Below are 13,185 nucleotides of genomic sequence, written 5' to 3'. Positions count from 1 at the left end.
AGCGACCAGGAGGAATCCCATGCGCAGCGCGCTCTTCTCCGCGGAGAACCTCGAGAAGGAGTCCGCCCAGCCCGGCATGCGGCTCCAGAGCTCCAAGATGCTCAAGATCGAGCTCAACGGCGAGGCCATGGCCCGCGTCGGCTCGATGGTGGCCTACCAGGGCCACGTCCAGTTCCAGGCCCTCGGTTCCGGCGGCCTCGGCAAGTTCATCAAGCAGCGGCTGACCGGCGAGGGCGTGCCGTTGATGAAGCTCACCGGCCAGGGCGACGTCTTCCTCGCCGACCTGGCCAAGGACGTGCACATCATCGACCTGGAGCCGGGTGACGCCCTCTCCATCAACGGCTCCAGCGTGCTGGCCTTCGACTCCACCCTGTCGTACGACATCAAGATGGTCGGCGGCGCCGGCATGGCCTCGTCGTCCGGCCTGTTCAACTGCGTCTTCACCGGCCACGGCCGGATCGCCATCACCACCAAGGGCACCCCGGTGGTGCTCAACGTCGACGCCCCCACCTACGTCGACCCGCAGGCGGCGGTCTGCTGGTCGGCCAACCTCCAGACCGGCTACCACCGGGCCGAGCAACTCGGCCTGGGCACGTTGCTCGGCCGCAGCACCGGCGAGGCGTTCACGATGAGCTTCGCCGGCCAGGGCTTCGTGGTGGTCCAGCCGTCCGAGGAGCCGCCGATCGCGGGCAGCGGAAACCAGCAGCAACAGGGCGGCCTGCTCGGCGGCCTGCTCAGCTGAGCCGCCGGTGGGGCGCCCGATCCGGCGCCCCACCGGCTGGTCAGCTCAGTTCCCCGGCCCGCAGCCGGGCCAGCCAGGCCGCGGCGTCGGTGTAGTCGGCCTCGGAGAGCCCGGCCGGTGCGGGGACCGGCCGTTCGCCCGCCCCGTCGGCCCAGCGGTGCCGGGGGTACGACCCGAGGAAGCGCACGTCGGCGCAGACCCGGCGCAGACCCTGCAACGCCTCGCCCATCCGGGCGTCCGCCACGTGCCCGGTGCAGTCGAGGAAGAAGACGTACCGGCCCAGCGCCTCGCCCGTGGGCCGGGACTCGATCCGGGTCAGGTTGACCCCGCGTACGGCCAGTTCCATCAGCACCGACAGAAGGGCCCCCACCCGGTCGTGGGCGATGTACACGGCCAGCGAGGTGACGTCGTCCCCGGTCGGGGGCGGCGGCGGGCCGGGCCGGGACAGCAGCGCGAAACGGGTCACCGCGTCCTGGTGGTCGGCGATCTTGTCGGCGAGCACGGTCAGCCGGTGCCGGGTGGCCCCGATCGGGGCGCAGATCGCCGCGTCGTACTCGCCGGCCGCCGCACCGGCCGCCGCCGCGCCGTTGGAGAGCACGTCGACCACAGTCGCGTCGGGCAGGTGGTCGCGTAGCCAGTTGCGGCACTGGGTGGAGGCCTGCGGGTGGGCGGCGACGTCGCGTACGGACTCCAGAGCGATGCCGGGACGGGCGGCGAGGACGAACTCCACAGGCAGGATCACCTCGCGGGTGATCACCAGCGGCGCCCCCTCGGCCAGCTCGTCCAGGGTCACCCCGACCGCTCCGCCGATCGAGTTCTCCAACGGCACCAGCGCCGCGTCGGCCTCCCCGGCCCGCACACAGTCCAGCGCCTCGCCGACGCTGCGGGCCGGGGTACGGCTGCCGCGCTCGGCGGCGGGGATGGTGCGCAGCGCCTGCTCGGCGAAGGTCCCCTCGGGGCCGAGATAGACGAAACGGGTCGGTGGTGTACCGGGCATGACGCCCAGCCTACGCACCCGGCAGGGCGTCCTCGCAGGCCAACGTCCGGATGGCGGGTGGCGCGGTGGCGCGTACCTCGATCGAGCAGACATCCGTCCCGGCGGTGACCAGGCGCAGCGCGGCCGGTTCGCCCCGGGAGACCGCCTGGAGTTCCTCGTGCCCGGTCACCGCGAGGACGGTGTACTGCCAGCCGTCGGCGCAGAGCGGCCCGGTCGTGGCCCGCACCGCCACGCTCCGGGGGAGCACCCGCCCGCGCAGCAGCCGCACCACCCGGTCGGCGGAGGGCCGGCCCAGGCACGGGACGGCCGTCGGAGCCGAGGTGGGGCTGCCCGGTGCGCCGGGAGTGGGGGAAAACCCGGGCGCGGAATCCGTCGGCACGCCCTGCGGGTAGCCGGGGATCACCGTCGCCGGCAGTCCGGCCGTGGGTACGCCGCCGGGCGGCGCGATGGTCGCCGGCCCGCCGGTGGGCACACCGCCGGTGGGCGGCGTACGGAGCTCGGGTGAGGCCGGCGGGGCGGTCGCCCCCCGGGTGGGTGGGGCGGCGCAGGCGCTCAACGGCAGGGCGGCGAGCAGCGCACCGGCGAGGGCCAGCCGGTGCGGCGGGGTGCGGTGCGGTGCGTCAGGCGGCACGGACCGGTCCTCGGGGGGGTCGAGCCTCGTCGGCGTCGAGACGGGTCGTGGTGGCCGTGGTGGCCGGTGCCATCGTAGGAGGGCCGGCGGGCGTCGGGGAAGGAGAACCTCGGACCGCGCCAGACTCGGCGCCGCCCTCGTACTCACCCCAGCAGCGTCCTCATCCACCGATCCGTGTGGCGCTCGGTGTACTCGGCGTCCGAGCGCCACGCGGTCCCGTGCCCGGTCCGCCAGTGGGTCGCCCAGGGCTCCACCGCGAGCGCGGCCTGATCCCGCAGGAAGGCGTGCGTCGCCCGGGTCCGCGCGGTCAGCATCGGTACCAGGTCACGGCGCTGCTGCTCGTCCAGCCCGTACGCGTCGGCGAAGACCCGCAGCCGTGGACCCGCGTCCGGCCGCTGCCAGTCCGGGTGACCCGACATCGGAACGAAGCCGTGGACGGCGTAGGCGAGGTCCCACAGCCGTGATCCCGGCCCCGCGTTGTCCCAGTCGATGAAGGCCCAGCGGTCGCCGATCACGAGGTTCCACGGCGCGAGGTCGTGGTGGACGATCAGGTCGTCCCGGTCGGCCGGCATCAGGACGTTCCACCGCGCGTCCGGCGGTGGGGTGAAGGTCGACAGCGCGTCGTGCAGCTCCCGCACCAGCCGACCCACCTTGGCGAGCCGGTCCAGCGGCTCCAGAAGGTGGAAGTGGAACGGCCACGGCACCTCGCCGCCGACGTAGGTGAGCACCTCCCGCCCCTGCTCGTCGATCCCGAGCGGTCGGGGTGCGCCCCGGAAACCGACCGACCAGAGGTGTTCGAGCAGTGCGTGGACCGCCGGGGTCCAGGGACCGGACCGCCGCCGTACGGTGTCTCCGATCCGCACCACGCCCGCTGACACGTTCCCCCCGGTGAGCGGGATCTCCTCGGTCATGAGGGTAGGACGCGGTGCCCGGCGCGTTCCAGCGCGGCGGTCGCCTCGGCGAGGTGTACCGCGGGAACCAGCACGTGGTCGGTGTCGTACGTGGAGAACGCCACCACGTTGACCCGGGCCTCGGCGAGCGGGGACACCAGCGCGGCGAGGGTGCCGGTGACCGGACCGTCCACCGGCTCGACGAGGCGCAGGCACCGCCACTCCGTCTCCACGGCCGCCTGCTCCGGGGCCCGGCCGGACGGGCAGATCACCGAGATGCCCTGAGCGGTCCAGCTCACGGTCACCACCTCGGTGTCGTCCGGTGCGACGGGCAGACCGGCCGGCAGGGGGGTGCCGGCGGGCAGTCGACACACGGCGTACTCACCCGGAAGCAGAGCGAGATCGAGCATGGGGGCACCATACGACGTCGCCCACGGTTGTCGCAGCACCCCCGAGGCGCGGTGCCGCCATCCCGGGGGCGCGGTCAGCTCTCGGCGAGGCGCTGGTCAGATCTCGGAGAAGAAGGTGAGTGAGCCGGCCACCGTGCCGTCGGTCAGCACGGGGGTGGAGATGGCGTCCACGGTGGCGTCGGGCGTGTTCCCGCCGGCGGCCTGCACCCGCAACAGGCCGCGGGCCAACCGCCCGGAGTGCAGCGCGAGCAACGGGGGGATCTTGTCGGTTTCCTGCTCGGTCAGCTCGCCGCGAGCCGCGGTGAAGTCGAGCAGCCGGAGGCCACCCGCCAGCAGCGGCCGGCCGATCACACTCTCCGGGTCGCCCAGGCAGAGCAGTCGGCAGCCGGCGGCGGAGATGGCCACCACCCGGGTCTCGGCGTCGATCAGCAGGCAGGGCTCGTCGGCGTGGCTCACCGTGGCGGACCACTGGCCGACGTTGCCGGACTCCTGCTCCGGCGGTGTCCGCGAGGCCGGCGCGAACACTTCCGAGAGCGAGAGTTCGACGTGGGCCACCGCGCCTCCTATGTACACCGACGGTCTGTCCACGCTAGCCGGTCCACGGGACGGCCGCTTGTTCGCGCTCCGGCCACCGGTCGTCACCGAGATCGGGTTACCCGGACCGACCGGACGGCCGGCGACGGCGCGGACCGACGGGTTCCCTCGGCGGGCCAGGGCCGCGTGGCGTCGCCGGTGACGTTACCGGCGGGCGGCCGGCTTGTCAGCGGCCGTTCGGCCCTCGTCGTACCACCGGTAGTCGGCGGCCGGGCGGTATGCGCCGTTGAGCCAGGTCTGCGGCTGCTGGGCGATCCGGGACAGCTTCTCGGCGGTGGCCGGGCTGATCCGGTTGCCGCCGGCGACCAGGAGGCGGTCCAGCTCCCGGTGGGTCGCCATGAGGCAGTCCTTCGGCAGGCCGTAGACGCTGATGACGCCGGAGCCGACGAAGGTCAGCACCGGCGTCACCGGGATCGGCAGGCCGACAGCCTCGGAGAGGGCCTTGCTCGCCCGCTTGGCGTCCCGCCGCGCCTCGGCCACGTAGGGCGGGCGCTTGCCGTTGATCTGGACCACGTCGCCGGCCACCAGCACCCGGGCCCGCCCGTGGTCGGCGATGGTCACCGCGAAGAGCCCGCTCGGGCCGATGGCGAGGAAGCCGGCGCGGTCGTCCTGGCCGCGGCCGAGGAGAGCGTCCGTGGGGTCGGTGCGCGGCCACTCGATGACGTGCCAGGAGGGGCCCAGATGGTCCAGTTGCCCGAGCGCCCGTGCGCCGGCCGCTTCCAGCCGGCGGGCGCCCCGCTCGGCCCGACGGCGACGGGCCCACTCCAATGGGCTCGGCCGGGCCGGCTGGAGCGCCGAGGGCGCTTCCTTCCGGGGCTGCGGCACCGTCACGGGCGGCAGTGCCCGGGTGGGTACGGCTCGACGAGCGGGAAAGACAGTCATCGCGACCTCCGGCAAAAGGTCCCTCGAAGTTATGTCCTCACTACCCTACGTTGCCATCCCGGGGGTTCGGCAAGTTGGAGCGCCGGAATGAGTGCGGATGAATGCCATATTCATCCACTCTTCTTCCCGTGGACACTGCTCGCATCTGTCCTACGCTGCGAGGGTGACCCACTACGTGGACAGCGAGGTCGGTCGGCTCGGCACGGTGCTGCTGCACCGACCGGGGCCCGAACTCGCCCGGCTCACCCCTCGCAACAACGACTCGTTGCTCTTCGACGCTATCCCATGGGTGGGACGTGCGCAGGAGGAGCACGACGCCTTCGCCGCGGCGCTGCGCGACCGGGGCGTGGAGGTGCTCTACCTCGCGACGCTGCTCGCCGAGACCCTCGCCGTGCCCGAGGCCCGCGCCGAGCTCACCGAGCAGGTGCTCCGCTCGCCCCGGCTCGGCGACACGCTGCGCCGCCGGGTCGCCGACCACCTCGCCTACCTCGACCCCGCCGCCCTCGCCGACGTGTTCATCGCCGGGCTCGCCCACGAGGAGGTGAGGATCAGCCCCGAACGTCCGGGCGGGCTGGTGTGGGCGTTGATGGACCGGCACGACTTCGTCATCGACCCACTGCCCAACCTGCTGTTCACCCGCGACTCGTCACTGTGGATCGGCGACCGGGTCGGGGTCACCAGTCTTGCCATGCCGGCGCGGCGGCGGGAAAGCACGCTCACCGACGCGGTGTACCGGTACCACCCACGCTTCGTCGGCACCGAGTTCGTCTACCACCCCGAGCTGGAGCACCTGGAAGGCGGCGACGTGCTGCTGCTCGCCCCCGGTGTGCTCGCCGTGGGCGTGGGCGAGCGGACCACCCCGGCCGGGGCCGAGCGGCTGGCCCGGCAGGTCTTCGCCGCCGGCCTGGCGCACACCATCCTGGTGGTGCCGATCGCCCAGGAGCGGGCCACCATGCACCTCGACACGGTCTGCACCATGGTCGACGTCGACGCCGTGCTGATGTACCCGAACATCGCCAGCACGCTGTCGTCGTACACGGTCGTCGCGGGGCCGGACGGCGAGCCGCGGGTGGACGGCCCCGCGCCGTTCCTGCGCGCCGCCGCCGACGCGATGGACATCGACCATCTCCGGGTGATCGACACCGGTCTCGACCCGGTGACCGCCGAACGCGAGCAGTGGGACGACGGCAACAACACCCTCGCCCTGGCGCCCCGGCTCTGCGTCGGCTACGAACGCAACGTGGAGACCAACGCGCAGCTCGAACGGGCCGGCATCGAGGTCATCCCGATCGCCGGCTCGGAGTTGGGCTCCGGTCGGGGCGGCCCCCGCTGCATGTCCTGCCCGATGGTCCGCGAACCCCTGCGTCCCACCCGCTGACGCCGGTCGCTCCACCTGCTCCACGCTCCGCTCGCCGGACACGGATCGCGGCAAGCGGGGTCATCCCGGCCAGCGACAGACCCGAGCGGCGGTCTCTGCCGCGCCCGGGAGACGGTGGTCAGCGCAGGGTGAGCTGGCGGCCGAGGAGACCCTGGCGGGCGCGGCGTCCGGCGGCGTCCAGCGCCTCCTTCTCCGCCAGCGCCTCGGCGTACCGCTTGGCGAACTCGGCGACCGGCGCCTCCCAGTCGACGGCCGGGACGTCCTCCGGCAGATCCCAGACCGGCGCCAGCCGGCCGTGCGCCCGGAACATGCCGGCGAACCTCGTACCCTCGCCGAGCGTCAGCGTGCCGGCGGCGGAGAGCCGGGACAGCGCGTCCAGCGCGGCGTCCTCGCCCTCCGGCAGCACCCAGCGCACGTGCGCCTTCTCCGGCACCTGGCACCAGTAGGCGGCCCGGGCGGTGGCGAGCTTCACCGTCGGGTAGACGGCCGCGTTCGCCCGTTCCAGGGACGCCTGGACGGTCGGGTCGTCAATCGCCCCCGGGTCGAGCCAGAACTCGAAACCGTCGTGCATGGTGATGTCCAGCGGGCCGTCGACGACGATGTCCTGCAGGCGCGGGCCGGGGCCGGGCAGCGGCGGCACGGCGACCTGACCGCCCGGCTCGGTGCGCAGCGCGCAGAGCAGCGCGTCGGCCAGATCCCGGGAGACGTCGCCCGACTGCTGGTGCCGCTGGAGGCCGACGAAGATCCGCCCGTCCGGCTTCGTCATCGCCGGTGCCGCCATCGGCAGCACGGTGGCCAGGGTGACGGGGCGGTCACCGTACTCCTCGACCAGTTCGGGGGTGAGCCGCAGCGGTGCCGAGGCGGCCGGCACGAGCTCGCGCAGGGCGATCCACTCCGGCTCGTCCGCCAGCCCCTCGAACGGACGGGGCACGAAGATGTCGCGGACCTTCTCCCGGCGGGGGGTGGCTTCGACGGCGCGCTGGTTCTTTCGACGCTTGCTCACGGCGACACAGCCTAGAGGCCGCCGCCCGGTGGCGTGGGCAGGACCCGCCCCCGTAGCCGGATCAGCCGGCGGCGACCAGGGCGGCCGGGGGTGCGGTGACCGGGTCGAACTCGGCCCAGACGCTCTGCCCCAGGCCGTCCCGGTCAACCCCCCAGCGGCTCGACAGGCCCGAGACGATGTGCAGGCCGCGACCGTCGATCGCGTCCGGGCTGGCCACCCGCATCAGCGGCCGGGCCACCGCGCCGCCGTCGGTCACCCGGATCGACACGCTCGGCCCCGCCGGCGTGGGACGCAGCCGCCAGGCCACCCGGACCACCCCGCCGGGCAGCGGGTCGGCGTGCCGGACCGCGTTACCCACCAGCTCGGCCAGGACCGCCACCAGATCGGCCAGGAGTGTCGCGGGTACGGCCTCGGCCAGCTCGTCGGCGAGCCGGTGCCGGGCCACCCGCGCGCCGGTGGCGTGATGGGGCACCACCACGCACCACGAACGTTCGACCCCCTGCGTCGACACCCTCGCTCCCTCTCACCCCTGCCCAGGCCGGCGGGTCATCCCCGTGGCAGCCGCACCTCTGCGACCGTACCGCCACCACTCCTCGGACGGAGGGATACCCATCCATTCTGCTGTTCAACGATCCGGCGGACGAGATAGAGACCGAGCCCGGCCCCCGGATAGCCACGGCGGTCACCGGACTCGCCCTGCCAGAACCGGTCGAACGCGCGCTCCACGTGCTCCGGGCGGATGCCGACCCCCCGGTCACTGACCCGGAACGAGACGGTCTGCCCGTTCGTGTCCGCGGTGACCTCGATCGGTGAGTCCGGCGGCGAGTACTTCCCCGCGTTGGTGACCAGCTCGGTCAGCACCGTGGCGATGCTGCGCCGCTCGCCGAACGCCTTGGGCAGACCGGGGGGAAGATCGAGAACGACCCGGTGACGCAGATCGGCCGGAAGATTCGGCACGATGGCCCGCAGCGCCACGCCGAGGTCGAACGGGACGGCCGGGTCGCCGTCGGAGCGTACGTCGGTGGCGGAGGTGAGCAGCCGGTCGACCAGCCGGGCCAGCTCGTTGGCGCGTTGACCGATCACCCGGGCCGCCGCCCGCCGGTCGGCCTCGGTCAGCGACTCCCAGTGGTCGGTCAGGGTGTCCGCGTACCCCTTGATCACGGTGACCGGCGTACGCAGCTCGTGGCTGGTCACCGCGACGAAGAGATCACGGTCGGACTCCCGACGGTGCTGGTCGGTGATGTCACGGAAGGTGACCACCCGCAGCGTCCCCGGCCCGGCCAGCTCGCCGGAGGTGATCCGTAGCCAGCGGCCGTCCGGCAGCCGGTGGTCGAGCACCTGACCGGACGGGGGAAGCGGAAAGGGCAGGGGCCGGTTCAGCGCCTCGCCGGGCGAGCAGCCGGTCACCTGCGCCGCCGCCGGGTTCCAGAGCCGGACGTGGCCGTCCCGGTCGACCACGGCCAGCCCGTCGGCGAGGGCCGCCACGACCGGTCCGTCGCCGTGCACCGGCAGCCCGCTGTGGTCGCCGTACATGTGGGCGACGCAGGCGGCCAGGTAGCCGACCACCGCGTGCCCGGTGGGGTCCTCGGCCTCCCCGGCATCGGTGTAGAGCGCGTGCAGGCTGCCGACGGTGAGCCCGCCGATCTCGGACCGGGCCACCACCATCCGCCGCAACCCGCGCGCGGCCAGTTCACCCGCGAGCGACCCGGGCAGGTGGTCGACCCGTACCTGCCGCACCCGAGGGCCGGTGAGCAGGCAGACGGTGGCCGGGTCGGTGGCTGGCAGGGGGCGGCCGATCGCCCACTCGGCGCTGCCGCTGGCGGCGATGACCCGGCCGCCGGTCGGGGCGAACTCGACGAAGGCCAGGCTGTCCGCGCCGAGGGCCGGGCGGGCCACCTGGAGCAGTCGGGTGAGGACGGGCAGCCCCGTGTCACCGGAATTGATCAACTCGATCACTTCGGTGTGGCCGGCGACGAGGGCGGCGAGATCGGTACGCTCCGGCATACCCCGAGTGTGCCTCCTCGACCGGAGTCGGGGCACCCCCGGGCAGCGACCTCATCGGCCCAGCCGGGCCAGCGTGCGGGCCGGCCGGTCGGTGATCACCCCGTCCACCCCCGCGTCGAGGACCAGTTCCAGGTCCTCCGGCTCGTTAACCGTCCAGACGTACACCTGGTTGCCGGCGGCGCGCAGCGCCGGCACCAGCTGGGGGCGGGCCCGGACCAGCCCGATGCCGGGGCCGGCGATCCGGGCGCCGAAGGGTAGCCGGCCGAGCCGCAGCCAGCGGGGCAGCACCTCCAGCAGGAGCACCGTGGGCAGGGCCGGGGCGAGTTCCCGGATCCGGCGTACGGCCAGCGGTGAGAAGGACATGACGGTGACCCGTACCGGGTCGTCCGGGCCGGGCTCGGCGAGGCCGAAGCGGCGCAGCAGGGCGACCAGCCTGCGTTCCACGTCCCCCCGGTAGCGGGACGGGTGCTTCGTCTCCACCAGCAGCCGGACCGGCCGCCCGGCGGCCAGCACCGCCTCCAGCAGTCGTTCCAGGGTGAGCAGGCGGGTGTGCGTCTCGTCCAACACCTCGTCGCCGTCGGCCGGTACGCAACCGGGATGCCAGGACCCGAAGTCCAGCGTCTCCAACTCGGCGAGGGTACGCGCGCTCACCAGCCCGTGGCCGTTGCTGGTCCGGTCCAGCCGGCGGTCGTGCACGCAGACCAGGTGACCGTCACGGGTCAGCCGGACGTCACACTCCAGCCCGTCGGCGCCCTCGTCGAGGGCACGCAGGTACGCCGCGAGGGTGTGTTCCGGAAGGTCGGCCGACGCGCCACGATGCGCGAAGACCAGCGGATCGCCCATCTGTCCGCTCTCAGATGACCTGGCCGGGTTGCCCGTCCCCGCCGACCACCGGCCTGCCGACGGCGGCCCACTGCCGCATGCCGCCGTCCACGTTGCGCACCTGCCCCCATCCGTTGTGCAGCAGGTAACCGACGACCTGGGCGGAGCGCCCGCCGGAGCGGCAGATCACCGCGACGTCCCGGTCGGTGGGCACCTCGGCGAGCCGGGCCGGCAGTTCCATCATCGGCAGGTGGTGGGCGCCGGGGGCGTGGCCCGCCGCCCACTCGTCGTCCTCGCGGACGTCGAGCAGGTAGGTCTCGTCGTCGATCTCGGTCACGGGCACGCTGGGAACCTGGGGTCCGAACACGGGTACCAAGCCTAGATCCTCGGCTGGGCGGTCGGTATCGGCCGGGGGCCGGTGCGCCGGCGTCGGTCAGAGCCGGGTGACCCAGCGGGGGTGGGCGGTCGCCCAGTCTGGCACGCTCCCGGCCCGGACGGCGTCGAACAGCCCGCTGCCGCCGTTGTCGAGCACCACGTACGACACCGTGCCGATCATCTGTGGGTACGACGGCACCTGCACCCCGCGCATCGCGTCCGCCGGCAGCGACCGCAGGGCGGTGGCCACCTCCTGAAGAGGTACGCCGTTGGTGTCCACGGTGAGCGAGCCGCCCACCGCCCGGAGCACCCGGTCGAGCTTGACCGGGTCGCCGCGCAGGTCGGTCTGCCCGGCCCTGTCGAGCACCGCCCGGAGCAACTGCTGCTGGTGCCGCTGCCGGTCGTAGTCGCCACCGGGCAGGTCGTAGCGTTGCCGGACGTAGTCGAGGGCCTGCGCGCCGTTCATCCGCTGGCAGCCGGGGCCGAAGACGTTCCCGGTGTGGACCGAGCGGACCTCGGTGTCCACGCACATCCGGATGCCGCCGAGCAGGTCGATGACCTGTTTGAAGCCGGCGAAGTCGACCAGGGCGGCACCGTCGAAGCGGATCCCGGTGAGACGGGTCAGGGTGGTGGAGAGCAGTTGGCTGCCGCTGTGGCCCCCGCCGCCGTGCTCGTACGCCGCGTTAATCTTGTCCTGGCCGCCCGGGTACCCGTTGCCGGGCGGGATGGCCACCAGCAGGTCGCGGGGGATGGAGATCAGGTACGCCTGTCGCTTGCCCGGCGGCACGTGCACGATCAGGATCGTGTCGGAGCGCTGGTCCGGGCGGGACGAGTCGGTTTGCCGGTCCGTGCCGACGAGCAGGTAGTTCAGTCCTTCGTCGAGGTCGGTACGGGGTTGCCGGGCGTCCGGGGCGAGCAGTTCCTCCCGGCTGACAGCGCGCTCGTACCGGTGGGCGAGCGTCCTCATGCCCACCACGGCGAGCACGGCCAGCAGCACCAGGACGAGACCGGCGCCGAGCAGGATCCGTGGCCAGCGGGAGGCTCGGCGGCCGGGCGGCGGCGCGTCCCACCCCCGGCTGGCCTGCGCTGACCTGGACGTGGCACCCTCCCCGTGACCGTGACGTGAGGCTTCCTCAGGTCACGGTACGGGCTGCCCGGGGCCGGTCGGGTCGGTTTCCGCCGACCGGGGGCGGGTCACCGCCGGGTGGAGAGGACGTTCGGGTTCGCGTACACGAATTCGGCCAGCTTGTCGTCCTTGACCGCCTTGAACATCGCCAGCGTCTGCTCGCTGAGCGCCTCGCGGTTGTTGGCGTTGCCGTGGTAGGTGCCGCCGTTGGTGCGCAGCATGGTCAACTCGTTGGCGCTGATGCCGCGCAGGGTGAAGATCAGGTCGGCGACCGGTACGCCGCCGGTGTCCAGGACGAAGGCCTTGCCGGCCGCCCGGATCAACTGGTTCACCTTGATCGGGTTGGTCAGCATGCCCTTGTCGGTGGCCTTCTTCGCCATCGCCTTGATCAGCTGCTGCTGGTTCTGCTGCCGGTCGTAGTCGCTGTTCGGCAGGCCGTAGCGCTGCCGGGAGTAGTCCAGCGCCTCCAGGCCGGTCATCTGGCGGCAGCCCTTCTTGTATACCACCGGGGTCATCGGCCGGCCGGTCTTCTTGGCGTCGGCCTTCCACATCTGCTTGCCGTCGACCATCACGGTGTGGATCGACTTCACCTCGTGGCTGACGCAGATCCGCACGGTGCCCAGCGTGTCGATGACGTTCTTGAAGCCACCGAAGTTGATGATCGCGGCGCCGTCGAAGCTGACCCCGGTCATGTTCTTGATGGTCTGCGCCATCAGCTGGGCGCCGCCCTCCCAGCCGCCACCGTTGCGCGCGCCGGCCTGGAAAGCCGCATTGATCTTGTCGGTGCCACCCGGGTAGCCGCTCTTCTTGAACGCCGGGATCTGCGCCTCGGTGTCCCGCGGAATGGAGATCATGTACGCCTGGTCGTGGCTGGCCGGGATGTGCAACACGATGATGCTGTCGGCGCGGACGTCGTCGGCGGCCCACCGCTCACGGGCGTCCACACCCAGCAGCAGCATGTCGATCGGGCCCTTCAGGTCGGCCCCGCCCTCGGCGTCGGTCTTGCCCGCCCCGCCGAGCAGGTTCTTCTGGGCGATGTTGCCGGTCGCCTGGCTGATCAGCGCCTTACTGCCCACCATCGCGACGCCGCTGGTCATCATCAGCACCGCCCCGGCGACCACGGTGAGCCGGGCCCAGAGCGGATCCTTGCGCCTGGTGCGCTTCTTCGTGCCACTGGCACGCTGCCCGCCCCGACCGCCCTGCTTCGGGATGGTCGCCGACGGCCGGGCGTAGGGGTCGGAATCCAGCGATGTGGGGCGGGGGCTGGTCTGAACCGGCATGCGTGCTCCAGCTCGCGTGATCGGGGGGCGGGACCACTTTACGTACCGCTT

Annotated in this window: 15 protein-coding genes; 2 read left to right on the top strand and 13 right to left on the bottom strand. The window is 72.9% G+C overall.

The window, feature by feature from the left end; all coding sequences use genetic code 11:
- The first annotated feature begins 19 nt into the window (after nucleotides 1-19).
- Nucleotides 20-742, top strand: coding sequence for an AIM24 family protein (locus E1165_RS00660; RefSeq protein ID WP_132386571.1), 723 nt, complete (start codon nucleotides 20-22; stop codon nucleotides 740-742).
- Nucleotides 743-782: 40 nt separating this feature from the next.
- Here E1165_RS00660 and pheA read toward each other — a convergent pair whose 3' ends face one another.
- The 6 genes from pheA to E1165_RS00630 form a co-directional block, all read right to left on the bottom strand.
- Nucleotides 783-1,739, bottom strand: coding sequence for a prephenate dehydratase (gene pheA / locus E1165_RS00655; protein ID WP_132386569.1), 957 nt, complete (start codon nucleotides 1,737-1,739; stop codon nucleotides 783-785).
- Between the two features lie 10 nt (nucleotides 1,740-1,749).
- Complete coding sequence (locus tag E1165_RS00650) at nucleotides 1,750-2,331, bottom strand: hypothetical protein (protein WP_371687285.1); 582 nt, start codon at nucleotides 2,329-2,331, stop codon at nucleotides 1,750-1,752.
- Between the two features lie 182 nt (nucleotides 2,332-2,513).
- Nucleotides 2,514-3,281, bottom strand: coding sequence for an aminoglycoside phosphotransferase family protein (locus E1165_RS00645; RefSeq protein ID WP_132386565.1), 768 nt, complete (start codon nucleotides 3,279-3,281; stop codon nucleotides 2,514-2,516).
- Complete coding sequence (locus E1165_RS00640; RefSeq protein ID WP_132386563.1) at nucleotides 3,278-3,670, bottom strand: ACT domain-containing protein; 393 nt, start codon at nucleotides 3,668-3,670, stop codon at nucleotides 3,278-3,280. Before E1165_RS00640 ends, E1165_RS00645 begins: the two co-directional genes overlap by 4 nt.
- Before the next feature lie 96 nt (nucleotides 3,671-3,766).
- Nucleotides 3,767-4,225 (bottom strand): PAS domain-containing protein, encoded by a 459-nt coding sequence (locus tag E1165_RS00635; RefSeq protein WP_132386561.1) that lies wholly within the window; start codon nucleotides 4,223-4,225, stop codon nucleotides 3,767-3,769.
- Between the two features lie 183 nt (nucleotides 4,226-4,408).
- Nucleotides 4,409-5,146, bottom strand: a complete 738-nt coding sequence (locus E1165_RS00630; protein ID WP_132386559.1) for a hypothetical protein — start codon at nucleotides 5,144-5,146, stop codon at nucleotides 4,409-4,411.
- Nucleotides 5,147-5,309: 163 nt separating this feature from the next.
- On the opposite strand from E1165_RS00630, the gene E1165_RS00625 reads away from it, so the two are divergent.
- On the top strand, nucleotides 5,310-6,524 hold the full coding sequence (locus E1165_RS00625) for an arginine deiminase (protein WP_132386557.1): 1,215 nt from the start codon (nucleotides 5,310-5,312) through the stop codon (nucleotides 6,522-6,524).
- A 118-nt stretch (nucleotides 6,525-6,642) separates the two neighbouring features.
- Here the strand turns inward: E1165_RS00625 and E1165_RS00620 are convergent, their stop codons facing one another.
- The 7 genes from E1165_RS00620 to E1165_RS00590 all read right to left on the bottom strand — a co-directional run bounded on the left by E1165_RS00620 (nucleotide 6,643) and on the right by E1165_RS00590 (nucleotide 13,134).
- Nucleotides 6,643-7,527, bottom strand: coding sequence for a DUF5926 family protein (locus E1165_RS00620; RefSeq protein ID WP_132386555.1), 885 nt, complete (start codon nucleotides 7,525-7,527; stop codon nucleotides 6,643-6,645).
- 61 nt (nucleotides 7,528-7,588) lie between these two features.
- Nucleotides 7,589-8,005, bottom strand: a complete 417-nt coding sequence (locus E1165_RS00615; protein WP_207916360.1) for an ATP-binding protein — start codon at nucleotides 8,003-8,005, stop codon at nucleotides 7,589-7,591.
- A gap of 68 nt (nucleotides 8,006-8,073) precedes the next feature.
- Nucleotides 8,074-9,531, bottom strand: coding sequence for a cell wall metabolism sensor histidine kinase WalK (locus E1165_RS00610; RefSeq protein WP_132386551.1), 1,458 nt, complete (start codon nucleotides 9,529-9,531; stop codon nucleotides 8,074-8,076).
- A gap of 51 nt (nucleotides 9,532-9,582) precedes the next feature.
- Complete coding sequence (locus E1165_RS00605; protein ID WP_132386549.1) at nucleotides 9,583-10,374, bottom strand: glycerophosphodiester phosphodiesterase family protein; 792 nt, start codon at nucleotides 10,372-10,374, stop codon at nucleotides 9,583-9,585.
- Between the two features lie 10 nt (nucleotides 10,375-10,384).
- On the bottom strand, nucleotides 10,385-10,720 hold the full coding sequence (locus tag E1165_RS00600) for a rhodanese-like domain-containing protein (protein ID WP_132386547.1): 336 nt from the start codon (nucleotides 10,718-10,720) through the stop codon (nucleotides 10,385-10,387).
- Nucleotides 10,721-10,786: 66 nt separating this feature from the next.
- Nucleotides 10,787-11,725 (bottom strand): LCP family protein, encoded by a 939-nt coding sequence (locus tag E1165_RS00595; protein WP_207916352.1) that lies wholly within the window; start codon nucleotides 11,723-11,725, stop codon nucleotides 10,787-10,789.
- Nucleotides 11,726-11,922: 197 nt separating this feature from the next.
- A complete protein-coding gene (locus E1165_RS00590) occupies nucleotides 11,923-13,134 on the bottom strand; it encodes an LCP family protein (protein WP_132386545.1) in 1,212 nt (403 codons plus the stop codon).
- Nucleotides 13,135-13,185: the final 51 nt, after the last annotated feature.

Source organism: Micromonospora sp. KC723, assembly GCF_004348595.1.
In the GTDB taxonomy this organism is placed as follows: domain Bacteria; phylum Actinomycetota; class Actinomycetes; order Mycobacteriales; family Micromonosporaceae; genus Micromonospora.
Note: the sequence above shows the minus strand (reverse complement) of the source record. Positions and strands in the feature narration are given on the sequence as shown.

What these genes read in the sequence shown, in the direction of transcription:
- E1165_RS00660 (WP_132386571.1), top strand. Translation starts at nt 20, where the DNA reads ATGCGCAGCGCGCTCTTCTCCGCGGAGAACCTCGAGAAGGAGTCCGCC.
- pheA (WP_132386569.1), bottom strand. Translation starts at nt 1,739, where the DNA reads ATGCCCGGTACACCACCGACCCGTTTCGTCTATCTCGGCCCCGAGGGG.
- E1165_RS00645 (WP_132386565.1), bottom strand. Translation starts at nt 3,281, where the DNA reads ATGACCGAGGAGATCCCGCTCACCGGGGGGAACGTGTCAGCGGGCGTG.
- E1165_RS00640 (WP_132386563.1), bottom strand. Translation starts at nt 3,670, where the DNA reads ATGCTCGATCTCGCTCTGCTTCCGGGTGAGTACGCCGTGTGTCGACTG.
- E1165_RS00630 (WP_132386559.1), bottom strand. Translation starts at nt 5,146, where the DNA reads ATGACTGTCTTTCCCGCTCGTCGAGCCGTACCCACCCGGGCACTGCCG.
- E1165_RS00610 (WP_132386551.1), bottom strand. Translation starts at nt 9,531, where the DNA reads ATGCCGGAGCGTACCGATCTCGCCGCCCTCGTCGCCGGCCACACCGAA.
- E1165_RS00605 (WP_132386549.1), bottom strand. Translation starts at nt 10,374, where the DNA reads ATGGGCGATCCGCTGGTCTTCGCGCATCGTGGCGCGTCGGCCGACCTT.
- E1165_RS00590 (WP_132386545.1), bottom strand. Translation starts at nt 13,134, where the DNA reads ATGCCGGTTCAGACCAGCCCCCGCCCCACATCGCTGGATTCCGACCCC.